The organism is Synechococcus sp. UW86 (assembly GCF_900474085.1).
GTDB lineage: Bacteria > Cyanobacteriota > Cyanobacteriia > PCC-6307 > Cyanobiaceae > Parasynechococcus.
This window is the reverse complement of the sequence record NZ_UCNU01000003.1, coordinates 63082-79359: the sequence shown is the minus strand read 5'-3', so window position 1 is coordinate 79359 and position 16278 is coordinate 63082. Positions and strand designations below refer to the sequence as shown.

23 protein-coding genes are annotated in these 16278 nt (G+C 60.0%); 16 read left to right on the top strand and 7 right to left on the bottom strand.

The annotated features are described in order from the left end of the window. The first annotated feature begins 15 nt into the window (after window positions 1-15). The 6 genes from DXY04_RS00790 (at window position 16) to DXY04_RS00770 (ending at window position 4282) form a co-directional block, all read left to right on the top strand. Window positions 16-1662, top strand: a complete 1647-nt coding sequence (locus DXY04_RS00790; protein WP_115160596.1) for a phycobilisome rod-core linker polypeptide — start codon at window positions 16-18, stop codon at window positions 1660-1662. Window positions 1663-1763: 101 nt separating this feature from the next. Next, complete coding sequence (locus tag DXY04_RS00785; protein WP_115160595.1) at window positions 1764-2495, top strand: phycobilisome rod-core linker polypeptide; 732 nt, start codon at window positions 1764-1766, stop codon at window positions 2493-2495. 121 nt (window positions 2496-2616) lie between these two features. After that, the gene (locus tag DXY04_RS11900; protein ID WP_170951285.1) at window positions 2617-2787 is read left to right on the top strand and encodes a hypothetical protein; all 171 of its coding nucleotides are present in this window, start codon (window positions 2617-2619) and stop codon (window positions 2785-2787) included. Beyond that, window positions 2784-3320 (top strand): phycobiliprotein lyase, encoded by a 537-nt coding sequence (locus tag DXY04_RS00780; RefSeq protein ID WP_115160594.1) that lies wholly within the window; start codon window positions 2784-2786, stop codon window positions 3318-3320. Before DXY04_RS11900 ends, DXY04_RS00780 begins: the two co-directional genes overlap by 4 nt. Window positions 3321-3330: 10 nt before the next feature. Beyond that, window positions 3331-3945, top strand: coding sequence for a chromophore lyase CpcT/CpeT (locus DXY04_RS00775; protein ID WP_115160593.1), 615 nt, complete (start codon window positions 3331-3333; stop codon window positions 3943-3945). Between the two features lie 28 nt (window positions 3946-3973). Next, on the top strand, window positions 3974-4282 hold the full coding sequence (locus DXY04_RS00770; RefSeq protein ID WP_114987367.1) for a CpeR family transcriptional regulator: 309 nt from the start codon (window positions 3974-3976) through the stop codon (window positions 4280-4282). A gap of 5 nt (window positions 4283-4287) precedes the next feature. On the opposite strand, the gene DXY04_RS00765 is transcribed toward DXY04_RS00770, so the two are convergent. Further along, complete coding sequence (locus DXY04_RS00765) at window positions 4288-4875, bottom strand: Nif11-like leader peptide family natural product precursor (protein ID WP_115160616.1); 588 nt, start codon at window positions 4873-4875, stop codon at window positions 4288-4290. A 2-nt stretch (window positions 4876-4877) separates the two neighbouring features. Next, a complete protein-coding gene (locus DXY04_RS00760) occupies window positions 4878-5183 on the bottom strand; it encodes a hypothetical protein (RefSeq protein ID WP_115160592.1) in 306 nt (101 codons plus the stop codon). Between the two features lie 75 nt (window positions 5184-5258). Here DXY04_RS00760 and DXY04_RS00755 point away from each other — a divergent pair, with 75 nt between their 5' ends. The 3 genes from DXY04_RS00755 to mpeA all read left to right on the top strand — a co-directional run bounded on the left by DXY04_RS00755 (window position 5259) and on the right by mpeA (window position 7686). Then, the gene (locus DXY04_RS00755) at window positions 5259-6452 is read left to right on the top strand and encodes a HEAT repeat domain-containing protein (protein WP_115160591.1); all 1194 of its coding nucleotides are present in this window, start codon (window positions 5259-5261) and stop codon (window positions 6450-6452) included. A 151-nt stretch (window positions 6453-6603) separates the two neighbouring features. After that, window positions 6604-7149, top strand: a complete 546-nt coding sequence (locus tag DXY04_RS00750; protein WP_115132306.1) for a bleomycin hydrolase — start codon at window positions 6604-6606, stop codon at window positions 7147-7149. Between the two features lie 39 nt (window positions 7150-7188). Next, window positions 7189-7686, top strand: coding sequence for a class 2 C-phycoerythrin subunit alpha (mpeA, locus tag DXY04_RS00745; RefSeq protein WP_043695066.1), 498 nt, complete (start codon window positions 7189-7191; stop codon window positions 7684-7686). Between the two features lie 68 nt (window positions 7687-7754). Here mpeA and DXY04_RS00740 read toward each other — a convergent pair whose 3' ends face one another. Further along, complete coding sequence (locus DXY04_RS00740) at window positions 7755-9053, bottom strand: HEAT repeat domain-containing protein (protein WP_115160590.1); 1299 nt, start codon at window positions 9051-9053, stop codon at window positions 7755-7757. 137 nt (window positions 9054-9190) lie between these two features. Here DXY04_RS00740 and DXY04_RS00735 point away from each other — a divergent pair, with 137 nt between their 5' ends. Beyond that, on the top strand, window positions 9191-9478 hold the full coding sequence (locus DXY04_RS00735; protein ID WP_136975347.1) for a M15 family metallopeptidase: 288 nt from the start codon (window positions 9191-9193) through the stop codon (window positions 9476-9478). Window positions 9479-9480: 2 nt separating this feature from the next. Here the strand turns inward: DXY04_RS00735 and DXY04_RS00730 are convergent, their stop codons facing one another. Further along, entirely contained in the window at window positions 9481-9915 is a 435-nt protein-coding gene (locus DXY04_RS00730; RefSeq protein WP_115160588.1) for a DUF2656 family protein, read from the bottom strand. A gap of 82 nt (window positions 9916-9997) precedes the next feature. Here DXY04_RS00730 and DXY04_RS00725 point away from each other — a divergent pair, with 82 nt between their 5' ends. Next, complete coding sequence (locus DXY04_RS00725) at window positions 9998-10882, top strand: HEAT repeat domain-containing protein (protein WP_244278526.1); 885 nt, start codon at window positions 9998-10000, stop codon at window positions 10880-10882. Between the two features lie 111 nt (window positions 10883-10993). On the opposite strand, the gene DXY04_RS00720 is transcribed toward DXY04_RS00725, so the two are convergent. The 3 genes from DXY04_RS00720 to cpeB form a co-directional block, all read right to left on the bottom strand. Next, window positions 10994-11611 carry a HEAT repeat domain-containing protein gene (locus DXY04_RS00720; RefSeq protein ID WP_114987348.1) on the bottom strand — a complete coding sequence of 206 codons (618 nt, stop codon included), beginning with the start codon at window positions 11609-11611 and terminating at the stop codon, window positions 10994-10996. Between the two features lie 172 nt (window positions 11612-11783). After that, a complete protein-coding gene (gene cpeA / locus DXY04_RS00715; RefSeq protein WP_011932400.1) occupies window positions 11784-12278 on the bottom strand; it encodes a class 1 C-phycoerythrin subunit alpha in 495 nt (164 codons plus the stop codon). 56 nt (window positions 12279-12334) lie between these two features. After that, window positions 12335-12889, bottom strand: coding sequence for a class 1 C-phycoerythrin subunit beta (cpeB, locus tag DXY04_RS00710; protein WP_115160586.1), 555 nt, complete (start codon window positions 12887-12889; stop codon window positions 12335-12337). Window positions 12890-13260: 371 nt separating this feature from the next. Between cpeB and DXY04_RS00705 the strand changes: the two genes are divergently transcribed. The 5 genes from DXY04_RS00705 to DXY04_RS00685 all read left to right on the top strand — a co-directional run bounded on the left by DXY04_RS00705 (window position 13261) and on the right by DXY04_RS00685 (window position 16260). Further along, window positions 13261-13476, top strand: a complete 216-nt coding sequence (locus DXY04_RS00705; RefSeq protein WP_114987342.1) for a hypothetical protein — start codon at window positions 13261-13263, stop codon at window positions 13474-13476. A 3-nt stretch (window positions 13477-13479) separates the two neighbouring features. Further along, window positions 13480-14091 carry a phycobiliprotein lyase gene (locus DXY04_RS00700; RefSeq protein WP_115160585.1) on the top strand — a complete coding sequence of 204 codons (612 nt, stop codon included), beginning with the start codon at window positions 13480-13482 and terminating at the stop codon, window positions 14089-14091. Continuing rightward, window positions 14091-14795: a 15,16-dihydrobiliverdin:ferredoxin oxidoreductase gene (locus DXY04_RS00695; protein ID WP_115160584.1), complete on the top strand. Its 705-nt coding sequence runs from the start codon at window positions 14091-14093 to the stop codon at window positions 14793-14795. Before DXY04_RS00700 ends, DXY04_RS00695 begins: the two co-directional genes overlap by 1 nt. Further along, window positions 14792-15607, top strand: coding sequence for a phycoerythrobilin:ferredoxin oxidoreductase (locus tag DXY04_RS00690; protein WP_115160583.1), 816 nt, complete (start codon window positions 14792-14794; stop codon window positions 15605-15607). The genes DXY04_RS00695 and DXY04_RS00690 overlap by 4 nt, the downstream gene beginning before the upstream one ends. 134 nt (window positions 15608-15741) lie before the next feature. Continuing rightward, on the top strand, window positions 15742-16260 hold the full coding sequence (locus tag DXY04_RS00685; protein WP_114987333.1) for a phycocyanin subunit beta: 519 nt from the start codon (window positions 15742-15744) through the stop codon (window positions 16258-16260). The last annotated feature ends 18 nt before the right edge of the window (window positions 16261-16278 follow it).

The window sequence follows — 16278 nt, the reverse complement described above, 5'->3', positions numbered from 1 at the left end:
CATCCGCCTCCCACCATGTCTGCCTCACAAGGCTTCGGCGCCGCCTCCCTCAACGATGCTCCCGTCTCCTTCAGCAGGACCCGCAACGCATCCGCAAAAGCAGCCCTGAGCAACGGCGAATTCCTCCGCCAATCCTGCGCTTCGATGAAGATCGCCATCGGGCCCCGCAATCATGAGGATTGCCCCCATGGCGTCACCGCCCAGCGCTACGCACCGGACGACTCCGCCGCCCTGGCCACAGCCATCAGTGCTGCGTACCGCCAGGTGTACGGCAACGCCCACGTGATGGACAACGAGCGTTCGGCTGAGCTGGAAGCCCGTTACGGCAATGGCGAGCTCACCACCCGCGATTTCGTTCGCGGCCTGGCCAAAACCTCCTTCTACAAAGCCCGCTTTTTCGAGGGTGTAGCCCCTCAGCGCGGCATCGAACTGAACCTGAAGCACCTGCTGGGCCGTCCTCCCGTGGATCAGGCCGAGATGTCGGCGCACATTTCACTGCTGGCGAGCGCTGGCCACGAGACCGTGATCGATTTCATCGTCGATGGCGCTGAATACGCCGAAGTGTTTGGTGACGACGTGGTGCCTTACACCCGCTCCTTCACGTCCGCTGCTGGCATCCCCAACAACAGCTTCGCCCGCATGGCGACGCTCGAACGCGGCTTCGCCATCAGCGACAGCGCCATCGGCAGCAGCAGCCAGCTTGCCAATGGCTTGGCACGCAACACCACGGCCTACATCCAGCTGCCCTCCGGAGGCAGCTTCACCGGCGGCGCGCAACCCAGCGGACTTGGCACCACCGCACAGTTCGCTGCCAAGAAGCGCACCAGCAGCGATGGTGGAGATTCCACCCCGATCCGCAACGACGCCTACGTCGGTTTCGGCCTGGGACAGCGGGAGCAGGAAGTGTTCCAACGCTGCCCGGGTGACAGCGCCGATCAGATCAATGGTCTGATTCGTGCCACCTACCGCCAGGTGATGGGCAACCCCCACCTGATGGAGTCGGAGCGTGCAATGGCCGCTGAAAGCCGTTACGCCGAGGGCTATCTCAGCACAAGAGAACTGGTGCGGGCCATCGCGCTCTCCCCTGAGTACAGCCGCCGTTTCTTCGAAACCAACGCCCCGTACCGCTTCGTTGAGCTCAACTTCAAGCACTTCCTGGGCCGGGCACCCAAGTCTCAGGCCGAACTGAGTGAGCACATCCAGATCCTGGCCAACGACGGCTACGAGGCAGAGATCAACAGCTACCTCGACAGCGCTGAGTACCAGAACACCTTCGGTGAAGACACGGTGCCCTACATGCGCATCCTCTCCGAAGAAGGTCGGGCACAGGTGGCCTTCAACCGTCACCTCTCGCTGGCTGAAGGTTTTGCAGCCAGCGATGCCGTGCTCAACAGCGCATCCCTGGTGACCTCAATGGCCACCAACTCCGTCCCCAGTGGCTGGAGAACCACCACGAGCCGGACCAACCGGAACGGTGCTGTGGCCGGATCTCCCTCTGCAACCACGAAGCGCTTCCGCATCGTGGTTCAGGCTCAGCCGCGCGGCGGACGCCAGCGCACGCCGAATGCGAGTTACCTCGTCTCCGGTAAGGACATGAGCAGCCAGATGAAGTACATCCACGCCCGCGGCGGCCGGATCGTCTCCATCACCGAAGTGATGTGATCGCAAGGGTCATTTCGACCCGCTCAACATCCCCCCTCCCTCAAGGGGCCCATCACCCTCACTTCGATGCCGGCCCCTTTCGACGCACCTCCCCTCAAACCATGACCACTGCCACCCTGGCCACACCCGCCAACAAAGATCGCAGCCACGCTGAAGACATCATTCGTGCCGTGTACCGGCAGGTCTTCGGCAACCGCCACCTGATGGAGCTGGACGTTCAGCCCTCCATCGAAGCTCTCTTCATCAACGGCGACCTCACTGTTCAGGGTCTGGTTACAGCACTGGCTCAGTCGGAGAGCTACCGGCGGCTTTTCCTCGAGACCAACAATCCCTACCGCTTCGTTGAACTGAACTTCAAGCACCTGCTGGGTCGTCCTCCCCGGGATCAGGCTGAAATCAGTGAGCACGTGCGTCGCCTGGCCGACGAAGGTTTCGAAGCCGAAATCGCCAGCTACACCTACAGCGATGAGTATCTGAACAACTTCGGCATCGACTCGGTTCCCTACGCCCGTACCCAAACGAGCGTCGACGGCGAAAGCACCGTGGCCTACCAGCGCAACCAGGCCATGGATCCTGGCTTCGCTGGCTTCGATGCCGATCAAGGCTCTGTGCTGCAGGTGAGCCTGGCCTCCAACTCGAATCCCACGGCAGCGGGCACCAGAAAAGTGGTTGGCGGCGGCAACCGCTTCACCATCCTCTGGACCTCCCGCGTTCAGCTTGGTGCCGTGCGTCGCTCAGCCCAGCGCTCGGTGGTGAGCTACGCCTCCCTGTCCCGCACCATTCAGAGCATCCAGGCTCAGGGTGGAAACATTCTTTCTATTGCGAACGCTTAATCCTTGTGCTGATCCGGCCCTTGCGGCCGGATCAGTCCGTCATGATTGGGGCCTGAAACGTCTGGACCCAATCGGTGAATCCAGGGAGATTTCATCTCCTGAAACCGCCAGCTTTTGAATCATGCCCATCCTTCGTCAACCCACCAACAGCAAGCCGGGATCGAATCAGGGCTTTCAGTCTTCTGTCTCCTCCGTTCCTGTTGCCATGTCGATGATGATCGACTCCATGGTGAACATGGTGCAGAACAGCCGTCCTGATCTGAAGGCTGAGACCGACTCCAGCACCAAATGAACATCGAGCAATTTGTTGCTCAAAGCGAGGGAACATGGCGATCAATGCGATCCGGCCACTCCCTCGCTTTTCAGCAATTTGAAGAAGTCCTCAGTGAAGTACAAATATCACGGATTGAATCTTCCGATCAAGAGATCAACAACTTGATTCAATCGTCGAGCCTGAGTGAAGGTTCAGAGGTTTCGGCACCGTTTCGGATGACTTGGGCTGCCGAAAGCGACTGGGAACCAGATGATCCCAATGAGGTGTCATCCGGTTCATGCCTGATTGTGCCCATTCCAAGTGATGACAGCAAAGGCGTTCTGCTTCGGAGTGTTGGCTATGCAGAAGCAGCGCCAGCGGAATCCAGCTATAGCTTTCTCAGCGACGGAACATTTCTGCTCACCACGCAATACGAGCAATCCATCGCCGAAGAACGCATCTGGTTTGTCTCGGAGCATGTTCGCTGCCGCTCCTCCGTGCTCCGCACATCGGCTGGATCAGGTGTGTTGCAAACGTCCTTTGCTTCAGAAGTGCGGCGCCTGAGCAGCTGATCCCACGCCAATGTCAGACAACAACGAGGCTCTGCTCATCTTCGCCAAGACGCTCGCAGGGCACTACAGCAATCTCCAACAATCTCAGGAGAACCCCAAGGATTTCGCTCACATCAATATCTTTTTTCGGCCGCTTCCCTGGGATGTTCTGAAAGCACCTGGATTTTATTCAGAGCAAAGTTATGACCATGACCCCTGGAGGCCCTATCGCCAAGGCATTCATCGATTGCTCCCGGCCGAGGGTGAAACTTTCATCGTTGAGAACTACGGTTTCGCTGATCCCATCCGGTTGGCTGGTGCAGGCCAACGCCCTGAACTCCTCAACAGCCTCAAGCCTGAGTCTCTGAAGCCACGTTGTGGCTGTGGGATGCACTTTCGCGAGGTTGAATCCGGTCGATACCTGGGTGAAGTGGAACCCGGCAAGAACTGCATGGTTCCCCGGGATGGCCGGCTGACGTATTTGGTCAGCGAAGTGGATGTCAACGCCACAGACTGGATCAGTCGCGATCGAGGCTTTGACCCCGACACGGATGAGCAGCGCTGGGGCTCCGAGCATGGGCCGCTGCGGTTCAAACGTGTGGCTCACCTCGGGAACGAGCTGGACCAGAACTGGCTCCAGTGGTGAGCAACCTCCTCGTCTGAGCGGCTAGACGATGTCTGCAATTGAAGCCGAGAAACAACTGAAAACCTGGATCCGGTCGCAGCATCTGATTTGCGAAGGAACCGATTTCATCTTTGAAACGGTGGATCAAACCCACCTCGAAAAATTCGAGCGTTGCATTGAAGCCATCGGTGGACGCGTGCGAAAAATTGCAGCTGCCGGCAACTGGCCGATGGGGCCAAGGCGGACCTTCAAAATCCTGCGTGCCACAGCAGCAGTTCCCAGACCCGGTGGTGAGTCACTGGTGACCTATTGGGCCAAACGCGGCACCACACGCACCCGCTATGCGGAGATCAGCTGAAGCGATCAATCATCAAACCAGCCAAACCAGGTGGGTTTGCTGAAGTCAGACACCTGACTCCAACTCCGCAACAGTGTGAGCGAATCAATGGCAAAACCCTGAGCTTGGGCCAAGCCAATCACCTCATCTTGGTTCCGTGCTGATTTCACCTGGTCCTTGAGATCAGGCCGTGTTTTCACCAGCTGGATGAACGACGCCAAAGCCGCATCTTTCTCTGCATCCGTCAGGCTGGATGCCGGGGCGCTAGCCGGCTGGGCAACGGACTGATCCCGGGTCACTGCAAAATCTGCGGGGCCAAGCATTCCCTCGGATTCAGCACCATCCATCAAGAGCGCACGCCAGCGGGACAATTGACGGAACGCCCAGCTCCAATGGGCTGGATCGGCCCGGTGAACAGAGGCCAGATCGGCATCGGAGGTCTGCAACCAATCCATGGCCAGATATCTTCCCCATTCCGCCAAGGTGATCGCGTAGCCGCGGATGTTGGCGTAAGCAACGATGTCGTAATGGGAGCCAAGCGTCTTGATTCCCGTGGCGAGTCCGTGATCATCAGCAATCGCCTGGACGAAACGCTCAAGTTCAGAGTTAGCCATCATCAACACTCCTGAATCCAGAGGGCAAAATTAACCTTTTCACAGATCATCTGCAGTACCAAAGGACCACCAGGGCACTGAAGAATTCGCCAGGGCACCTTTGATTCTGTTACGCCAGAATCCACCAGAATCTTGGGGGGACGCGTCGCCTGCTCAAGCGGAATAAGTGAGGCAGCCAAAGGGCTTTCGACCTGCTTCAACAATGCATCGAGATCATCAAGCGAGGCAATTTGATTCAACGCCGATCCGGATTGATGCAATTCAACAAATCGACGGATTTCTTGAGCTGCGCTTTCGGCAACGGCCATTCGGCTTAAGCTTTGGCTGGACGGGATCATAAGCCAAATGAACCATCCTCAGGTTTTTCAAATTCTTGATCGGCAATGAGCGAACGCTTCGACACTCTTTTCGCCGGAATGAGTGAAGAGACGGCGATGGAAACGTTGCTCAAGCCGCCCGCCGAGCTCAAGAATCCCGGCCTTAAATATCTCGCCGCAACCCGTCTTGGAGCCTGCCAATCCCCCGAGTCCCTTCAGAGACTCCTGGCAGCTGGAGCCAACGACTCCGACGACCTCTACGAACGCATCACCCGGCGCAAGGCCCTCGAAGCCCTGGGCCGACGCAAAGACCGCTCGGCGCTTCCTGTTCTTCTTGCTGCCCTACAGGCCGATGACGAACCCACGGTCGTCAATGCGGCTGATGCCATCGCCCGGCTGGGTACACCTCTAAATAAGGAGGAGCAAACGGCACTGCTGCAAGCGCTTCAGGGCCCCGACAACCAACGCCGGGCCGTGCTTCAGGCCTTCTGCCGCCTGGGAATGAACGATGCCAGCGGCCAGATCGATCGTTGCCGCAACGACAGCAATCCCCTGGTGGCGGGAGCAGCCCATGCCTATGCCGTTCGGGTTCTGGGCGACCAACAAGGCCTTCATCCGCTTGTGGAGCAGCTCCGGGATGACAACCCCGGGCGACGACGGGCCGCCGTGATCGATCTGGGAGATGCGGGCCGGATCGAAGCCCTGGCGGCGTTGATCCGTTGCCCGGTCTCGATGCCCCTGCGCGCCAAGAGTGCATTTCAGATGGCCACCCGCCAAGCGGGCGCCGTTGATCCCGATGCGACAGATCTGTTGAAGGAGCTGCTTCAGGACGATCCAAGGCAGTTGAACCTGGACGGCATCCCCGAAACCGCTGCCGAACCCGAAGCGATCAAGGAGGGACTGCAGCATCGGGACGAAGCCCGCCAGTACGCCGCCGCTAAAGCTCTGATGGTGATGCCCAGAGCCGCGCAACTCGATCAGATCGATGCGTTGCGCGCCAGCCTCGGCAGCGACTACGGCGTTCACTACCTGCTGGCGAGCTGCACCGGACTGCTGGAGCTGCATGAACGCAGCGACCTGGTGCGAGAGGCACTGGCGGAAACAGCACCGCAATATGCGAAGTCCCGAATCGCAGGCGCCTGGAGCTGCCTGCGGCTTGGGCTGCGGGATCAAAGATCACTGCTGGAGGAAGTTGGCCGCAGCCATCCCTGGCAGCCGCTGCAGTGGAGCTGCCGAGAAGTGGCACTCCTTCTCTCTTAAATCGAAGCCGCTTCGCACTTTTGTTTTTCTTTCTTTTTTCAGTGCAAATTTGTATTGAGAAGCCTGAAGCAATTGCCCCCATGACTTGGCGGGCGGCGTACGGTCCCGGGGTGATGCATCGCATCTACCCCCCTCTCCTAAGCATTTGATTATGCTCGACGCATTCTCTAGGCAGGCTGTTTCCGCTGATTCCAGCGGCAGCTTCATCGGTGGCGCTCAGCTGAACGACCTGAAGGCTTTCATCGCCGCAGGCAACAAGCGTCTGGACGCCGTGAACGCCATCACCGCCAACGCTTCCTGCGTGGTGTCCGACTCCGTTGCAGGCATCTGCTGCGAGAACACCGGCCTGACCGCCCCCAACGGTGGTGTGTACACCAACCGCAAGATGGCTGCTTGCCTGCGTGATGCTGAGATCATCATGCGCTACGTCTCCTACGCCCTGCTGGCTGGTGACGCTTCCGTGCTGCAGGACCGCTGCCTGAACGGTCTGCGCGAGACCTATGCCGCTCTGGGAGTTCCTTCCGGTTCCGCTTCCCGCGCTGTGGCCATCATGAAGGCCTCCGCCTGTGCGCACATCACCAACACCAACAACACCACTGGTGAGAAGCGCAAGATGCCTGTGACCGAGGGCGACTGCAACGCACTCTCCGCTGAGGCTGCTTCCTACTTCGACATGGTGATCAGCGCCATCAGCTGAACCGCCTGAGATTTTCAAGCACAACCTTCTTTTAAATCAATGAAGTCCGTTCTCACCACCGTCATCGGCGCCGCAGACAGCGGCTCCCGTTTCCCCACCAGCTCCGACCTGGAGTCTGTGCAGGGTTCTCTGCAGCGTGCAGCCGCCCGTCTCGAGGCTGCTGAGAAAATCGCTCAGAACTACGACGCCATCGCTCAGCGCGCTGTCGACGCCGTCTACACCCAGTACCCCAACGGTGCAACCGGCCGTCAGCCCCGCCAGTGCGCCACCGAAGGCAAGGAGAAGTGCAAGCGCGACTTCGTCCACTACCTGCGTCTGATCAACTACTCCCTGGTTGTTGGCGGCACCGGCCCTCTGGACGAACTGGCCATCAACGGTCAGCGTGAGGTCTACAAGGCCCTCAGCATCGACCCCGGCACCTACGTTGCTGGTTTCACCCAAATGCGTAACGACGGCTGCGCTCCTCGCGACCTGAGCCCCCAGGCTCTGACCGAGTACAACGCTGCTCTGGACTACGTGATCAACTCCCTCGCCTGATTCTCAGCCGAGAGATTCGATTCGAACTCCATTGCAGGGGGCGGTTCATCCGCCCCCTTTTTTCATGCTCAACCAGCGGTGGCGTTGCAGGCGGCTCGCGCACGCATCGCTACGAAGGGCTCAGGGTCATCCAGGGCCGACGCCAACTGCGCGGGAGACGCCACCATCGCAGCGGCATAGCGGGCTTCCCAGAACGGCGTGGCGTGCGGATCAAGCCATGACGCCACCGTTGTGTCTGGATCCTTCACGAGCTTCAAACCGGCCATCGCCAACACAGCAGCCGGCTTGGATTTCATGAATTGCGGCCGGCGTGTGGTGATGGCCTCCGCAAGGATGGATTTGATCAGGCTGAGGGCCTCATCAGGCCAGGGCCCGATCCTTGAAAACAGGCGGATGAAAAAGTAATGCGCCCCATAGTCGTTGTGGGCCTCGGCATGCCATCGCTGCTCCAGAGCCGGCCAGAGCTGCTCCGCTGAATGGTCCTGCAAGGTCTGGAGTGCGAGGTAACTGCGACTGAAATCCGTGCCGAAGAATTCCTGAATCAGGAAATCGGCTGAGGGCGGCTGGTCGTAGGCGTGCACCAGTTCCAAGGCTTCCGGTCGATCGACGATCAAGCCATCAAGCAGCTCGATCAGATCAAGACCATCGTTCTGCAGCCGGCCCTCAGGCCAGAGCGCACGCAACGCCCGCATCCGAAACACAGGAGAAACAGGTGCGCGCAGGATCTGAGGCAGAAGCTCCGTTGCTCCGGCATTGATCACATCCTGAATCGCCGACTGGCGATCCATCTGATTGGGCAACAACGTCTGCTCGCCAAGAACAGAGACGTGGTCTCGGCTGCCACCCAGACGGATGCTGGCACTGATGGCCGCACCGCGAACCCCCGGCTGATCAGACGTTTGGAAGCTCGCAATCAACGGCTCCGCTTCGGAGACGTTCAACGCGGCAAGGCTCTGAATCAACACCCGTCGGTTCTGGGCTGGGTCTGACAACAGCTGCTGCAAGGCCTCATGAACGGCGGCGTCTTGGCAGTTCAGCTGTTGAAGCGCAAAAGCAGAGTTCTCAACCAGATAGGGGTCGTCGCTATTCAGGCAGTTGGCGATGGCAGCCATGGCCTCCTGACAGCCCAGCCGTCCCAGCACTTCCACAGCCTTCCGCCGCGCCAATTTGCGTGGTTGCGCTTGCTCCGGATCCATCACCAAGGCGATCAACGCCGTTTCCGTTTCGCGGCCCGGAAAGTTGATCAGATGGGCCGCCGCCATGTAGGGATCACTCTGTGACTCCAACTCCTCCAGCGGAGTGCTCAGCAGGCGGATCGCATCGCCTTGGGACAGCCCCGGATGGATGTTGTCAAAAGCTCCGGTCAAGGCAGCACGCTCTTGGGGGGTTAATTCTGCAGGACCCCACAGGCCGCAGGGCGTGGATCTGCTCTCGTAAGGAAGATTGCGAAAGGCTCGAAAATCCCGGCAGCTGCGGCATCTTCAACCCAGTCACATCGCCTGCCATGGGACCCACCCTCGCCACATCCATTGCTGTACGAACAGGGATTGAGCCCGGTTCGCGCCCTTGGACGGCACGCTCAGTGCGGGTGCCGTTTGCACAGCTCTGCCGCAGCATGCAGTCGATGCACAACCGTGGCCTTGCAATTGATTCGGTGGCGTTCTCCTACGGCTCCGGTGAAACCAGCGCACCGGCCCGCGCAACCGCACCCGTGGCCGCCGTAAAAGAGGAGGCCCCCAAAGCTGCGGCCAAGAAGCCAGCCAGACGCGCCGGACGTCGCAAGCGCGGCTGAAGTCAGCCCGGGCGATCAATCACCTGGAAGATGCCGTCGGCCGGCCGGCCAGCCGTGAGTCCACTCCAATTGATCGCCTGCAGAAACCCGTCTGGATCTCGGGTTTCGACCACGTCCACACCCCAGCCGCCCTGCTGAAGCGGGGCGCCGGGCGTTCCCTCGGAATCCTTACGACCACCAAGCGCCATGACGGCATGGTCGGTGGAATGCCCCTGATCAGCGCGGATCTTGCGCCAGGCCTGACTGATCTCTTCAGCCAACTGTCCTGGAGTCGCCGTGGACTCGAGGCTGATCTTCCAATGCGGGTGACTGAGCGCTTCCGACGCTGTCACCGAATTGCACTGCTCTACCAACGCCTTGGCCAGGGCATCAAAGGCAAGAGGAGGCACGGCGGAATCCTGGATCTGCAGGTTGTGGGAAAGGACGAATCGGGTCACAACAAACAGTGCAGTCCGGTGACCTTAGCGATGGGAGAAACGGATAATGAATGGCTGCTTCAGCCTTGCCGTGACCGAATCGATGTCTCCCGTAAGCAGCCCTGAAACGATTCAGCTGAGCGAAGAGGAAGCCGAGCAACTGGCTGAGGAGCTGAAGCAACAACTGCGGCAGGGTGAGCGTCTCGCTGGTGACACCCAGGCGATCGAGCGCATGGTGGCCGGCCTGGGAGACCGGCGTGGACTGCTGCGCCTCACCTTTGCCGAAAGCCTCGGCACCGTTGGTGGTGCTGCCGTTCCAGCCCTTTGCACCGCGATGTGCGACCACGAGAACGTGACGGTGCGCCGCGCGGCTGCCAAAACGCTGACGTTGATTTCCGATCAACGCGCCCTTCCATTCCTGCTAAAGGCTCTGCTCAACGATGCCGATCCGGTCGTCCAGGGATCGGCCGTTGGCGCCATGGCCGCCATTGGCCCCGCTGCCGTTGACGGATTGCTCGACATCCTGGTGGACACCGGCAGCACCCCGATGCAGACGGGCCTGGCCAGCTGGGGCCTGGCTTTCGTGGGCGCACGGGCCCCGGAGGCCTTGCGCAAGGCTGCCCAATCACCCCATGCCCAGATCCGCACGGCAGCCATCGCCGCCCTCGGGGATCAAATCCAGAACCTTGGTGATGAGGATGCGCGTCAGCTGCTCACCAATGCCCTGAGGGATCCAGATGATGACGTTCGGGCTGAAGCGACAACCCTGATGGGCAAGCTCAACGAAAGCGAATGGGCCACCCCACTGCTGCTGCCGAACCTGCAGGACGAAGCGGCACTGGTTCGCAAAAATGCTGCGTTGTCGTTGATGAAACTGGAGGACCCTTCCGTGATCGGGCTACTCCAGCAGTGCATGGAGACGGAGAGCGACCCGTCAGTTGCTGTGGTGCTGAAACTTGCTGTGAATCAGCTCAGCAGAGACGACTGAACACAGTTGCACGCATCGTTCACGTAGTGTCACATCCGTGGTGTTCGCGTCGAGCACTGCATGCGCAACTACGGGACGAAGGCTGAGGGGCCTTCGTCCCGTATTTTTTGCCTAGCGGCTGCTCTCCAGCCGGCCCAGGGAAGCTTCCACCATCTGCCGGCACAGCGGATCGGTGGAGGGATCAGCCAGCACCTCTCTGAGACAGGCTTCTGCACTGGGATCAGGAATTTCAGCCAACGCCATGGCAGCTGACTGCACATGGGCGATGTTGTCTCCCTTGCAGATCTGAATCAGCAACGGAAGCGCTTGAACACCTACCTGGCCAAGGGCCATCACCGCCGACTGCGACACCACGGGGGAGTCGTCCGACAGTGCCTTCTCCAGCACAGCCATCGCGGCAGGAGAGAAGGTTTGATCCGGGTAGTTGGATGCAATCTGGGCGTAGGCCTTCACGCAGCTGGCGCGCACCGTGCCATCCGTACTGGCTTCAAACAGCTCCGCCAGGGGTTGCAGTGCTGTCGCACCAAAGGCTCCGAGCCCTCGCACAGCAGCGCGACGCAAGGACACATCGGGTTGATCCAACAGCGAGATCAGGCGTGGCATCGACTCGTTTGGCCAATGGTCAACCATCGCCAAATAGGCCTGGGTCTGCAGATGGGGGTTGGGATGGGCCAGATCCGCAAACAACGCATCCAGATCCGGACGTTCAACCTGCGACTGCGAAGTCATCAGAACTTAAAAACTGCAAAGCCCCCTGAACATCAGGGTTCTTTGCAGCCTAAGTGGAGCACTGCTGCCAATGAACATCCTTCAAGTTGAACGACATCCGTCGACATGAGCATTAAAAAAGGAGGCCTTTCGGCCTCCTGATTCCTATGAATGAGTGACGCGAAACAGATGCTCAGGAAAGAGCGTTGATCACGTAGTCCAGGTAGGACTTGAACTCGTTCAAAGCCTGGGGGCTCATGTCGCGAGGAGCGCAAGCGCGGTCGCGGGTGTAGGTGAGAGCTTCGACGTAAGGACCGGTGGGCAGGCCCAGGGTGCGGTATACCTCACGAGCGCCGGCGATGCCCCACTCGTCCAGAGGGCCGGTGCCGCCGACAACCAGGCAGTAGTTGATCAGGCGCAGGTAGTGGCCCAGATCGCGGTAGCACTTGTCCACCTTGGTCTGGTTCTCACCAGCCTCACCGGGCTGCTTGAGGTAGGGGTACTTGTTGAAGCAGGCATCGCCAGCTTCCTTGGTCACGGCGTCGAGGCCAGCAGCCAGCTTTTCAGCGGCTTCGAGGCGGGCGGCGGCGCGCTGGATGTTGCCCTGAACGGCCTCGAGGTCGTTCTGGGAGGGGAAGCGACCTGCTGCGTCAGCAGCGGTCACAACGGTGGTGACGACGGATTTCATCGTGGAGATCCTTTAGATGGAGGTTGGTGTTGAGGAAATGGGAAAACCCGATTGACTCAGGCGACGGCGCTGATCACGCGATCGAAGTAAGAGGCAGCCTCAGCAACAAGAGCGGAGCAATCGCCTTGGATGGTCTCCATCTTGCGGAACTTGGTGCCGCCGTTAGCCGGGGTGTTGGTCTCGCCGATGTGGGCAGTGGCAGAGGCCTTCATGATGGCCACAGCGCGGGCAGCGGACTGGGTGGGAACGCCCAGAGCGATGTAGGTCTCCTTGAGGCCGTTCAGGCAGCGGTCATCCAGCACGGATGCATCGCCAGCCAGCAGGGCGTAGGAGATGTAACGAAGAACGATTTCACCGTCACGCAGGCAAGCAGCCATGCGGCGGTTGGGGTAGCAGTTACCACCTGCCTGGATCAGGCCGGTGTTCTCGCAGATCATGCCGGTGACTGCATCGGACACGATGCAGGAGGCATTGGAGGTGATGGCGTTGACAGCGTCCAGACGCTTGTTGCCTTCAGCAACGTACTGACGGAGGGCGGCGATATCGCCAGCACCCACAGCAGCAGTTTTGGCGTCAGCGCTGACGACGGAACGGGAGAATGCGTCGAGCATTGGAAAGCCAGACAAGGGGGAGGGAATGCTTCTCGACTACCAGGTGAGAAACGACGGCACTTTCCTCAAAAAGAGAATCGAGCTGAACGTTTCAGGCTTGGCCTGCGAAGCGCCTTAAAAAAGTAACTGGGTCAACGGGCCACCCCTGCGAAAGGGGGCTGTTCACGCAACGGTTCGTCACTTAGCCGACAAATATTGCGAGTTGATGCAGAACTCCCCAGCGGCGATAGGGCCATCTGGCGAGGAATCAGAGGGCTTTTCCGGCTTGCATTCAGGTTTTTCGACCCACATCTATTAATAAGTGGGTCGCCGTAGAGGCATCACCAGCAGATCCCTGATGCGGCTTACCCTCGTGCCACCGCCGAGCACCGATGGCCGAACCCACGCTGCAAGAACTGAACGATTCGATTGCCGAACTCGAGGCGTACCGCAACCGCCTGCGCGAGGACGTGATCGCCATGGGGAAAAAGCTGAAGCTGCCGCAGAAGCGAATCGACGCCACTGTTGCTGAGCATGCGGAACTGCAACGCCTGGAAGAGGTGCTGGAGCAACTGCTCAAGCAGCAAGAGATCATGACCAACGCCTGAGCGATGACGTCATTTGTGCCGCCAATGACCATGGCGGACTTCCTCCAGGCCAGCCGCGGCACCTGGTTGAACCGCCGCTCGATTCATCACCTCGACCATCAGGACGATGAAGCAGCTGATTCCAATCTGGTGATCGAGCCATTCGATGCCTCCGACCCCGTTGTGCAGCGGGTCTGCGACGCACTGCAGGTGGCGACAGACCGCGCCGCCGGTGGAGGCCGCTTCTGGTGGGAAAGCAACCTCAAAAAGGCGGTTCGAAACGATGACTACGCCGCCGTCATCGTCGATGTGCCTGAACAAGCCAACCCCCGTAAGGGTTTTTTGCTTCGAGACGTGGGTTACGTCGAGAAGAAATCGGTGGTGAGCACTTACACCTTCTCCGAGGACGGCGTTCTCACCATCACAACCCGATACGACACGAACGTGGGAACAGAGCGTTGCTGGTTCGTGACCGATCAGGTGCGCATGCGCGTGAGTTCCGTGCAGTGCCTCGATGGCGTGTCGATGACGACGTACTGCACTGAACTGCGCTGCCCCAGCGACGACAACATCAAGGCCATGGCCGACAAGGCCCGCCAGGTCGCTGACTCACCCGTGCTGGAGACCACACACTGATGTTCGATTCTTTCCTCAACCAACTGCATCAGGGCATTCAGGAACGGGGCGGCCAACCCGCTCCTGTACCCGAGGGATTGCAACACTGCCAATCCAGCAAAAGTGGCGGCAAGATCGAAAGCTGGCTCTGGAGTGTTCCAGGCTTCCGCCGTTGGCGCGTCACCCGGCTCGATGCCGGCGACAGCCTGCAGGTTCTCAATTCAGTGGCCTATCCCGAGCACGGCCTGGACCACCCGCTCATGGGGGTGGACCTGCTCTGGTTCGGCGCCCGTCAGAAATTGGTGGCCGTTCTCGACTTTCAGCCGCTGATTCAGGACAAGGAATACCTGGAGCGCCACTTCACAGGGCTCAGGGCTCTGCACGAGCAGTACCCCGAGCTGAACGGTGAGGAAACCATGCGCTCCTTCGATCCCAACCAATACTTCTCTCCTTGGTTGCTGTTCTGCCGCGGCGGTGCCGACGAAGCGGAGGGATCGCTTCCCCAAGCTTTCGATGCCTTTCTCTCGGCTTATTGGTCGATGCATGACCAAGCCAAAGGGCAGTCAGGTTTGGCGGCATCCGAGGTGGAACGTCTCCAGAACGCCTACGACGTTTACAGCGCTGAACGCGATCCAGCCCACGGCTTGTTCACCAGTCACTTCGGCAAAGACTGGTCCGACCGATTCCTGCACGAATTCCTCTTCCCCGCCAGTCAGCCCGCATGAGCCTCCCCCTCCGCACGTCGAGTCTTGAACCCGTCCAGATCCCTGGATGGCGCTGGCAGCCTTTTCTCGACACCGCCGTCGCTGCTCTGGCCCCTCTGCAGCCGAAGCCTTATCCGGTGGCACAACGATTCCTCCAAAAAGAGGGGAGCACGGGATCCAAGGCGAAACCCGTCCCCGTCAGCACGGCCACCTGGGCCTGCTCAACCGAAAAGCTGCGCCAGGTGCGCTGTGCCTGTGTTGAAGCCGGTGCCGCTGCATCGGTGCTCAATTTCGTGATCAACCCCAGCAGCCGTTTTGATCTTCCGTTCTTCGGAGCCGATCTTGTGACGCTGCCCAACGGGCACTTGCTTGCTCTTGACCTGCAGCCTGTCGACAAGACAGATCCCGATCACACGGGACCGGTCTGGCAGCGACTGATGCCCCTGTTCGAGCGCTGGCGCGCCGAACTGCCCGACGGGGGTCCCATCCCTGACGAGGCACAGCCCTATTTCTCACCTGCCTTTCTCTGGACTCGGATCCCGCTGGGGGAAGAAGGTGATGCGCTGATTGACCGCGTGATCCGTCCGGCCTTTGCGGACTACCTCAAGCTCTACCTGGCGTTGGTGGAGGAGGCACAGGCCGTGGACGATGAGCGTGCGGGACTCCTGCTCTCGGGCCAGAAGCGCTACACGGCCTATCGCGCCGAGAAAGATCCAGCCCGCGGCATGTTGACGCGCTTCTACGGCAGCGAATGGACGGAGTCGTACATCCACGGCGTGCTGTTTGACCTCGAAGAAGCCGCCGCCACTTCCTTGTCGCCGCAAGGGAGTTAAGCATTATGAACAGCTTTCGGGAGGCTCCCGAGCAGTTGGTCAGAATCGCGGACGTCGGGATCGAGGCAATAGCCTTCTGCCATCCCTCCAAGTCTGAAATTCCCTTCCAGACGTAGTTCACAGGAACAACAACCATGTTCGACGCCTTCACCAAGGTTGTCGCCCAGGCCGACGCCCGGGGACAATTCATCAGCACCAGCGAGATCGACGCCCTCGCTGCCATGGTTTCCGACAGCAACAAGCGTCTGGATGCCGTTAACCGCATCTCCAGCAACGCTTCCACCATCGTTGCTTCCGCTGCCCGCCAGCTGTTCGCTCAGCAGCCTGCCCTGATCGCCCCCGGCGGCAACGCTTACACCTCCCGTCGTATGGCTGCTTGCCTGCGCGACATGGAGATCATCCTTCGCTACGTCACCTATTCCGCTTTCACCGGCGACGCTTCCGTGATGGAAGACCGCTGCCTGAACGGCCTGCGTGAGACCTACCTGGCCCTCGGCACCCCCGGTGCTTCTGTCGCCGCCGGCGTGAACCTGATGAAGGACGCCGCTTTGGCCATCGTCAACGACAAAGCTGGCATCGCCGCTGGTGACTGCGCCTCCCTGAGCAGCGAAATCGGCACCTACTTCGACCGCGCCGCCGCCTCCGTCGCCTGATCGGCGCCTGGATTCGAC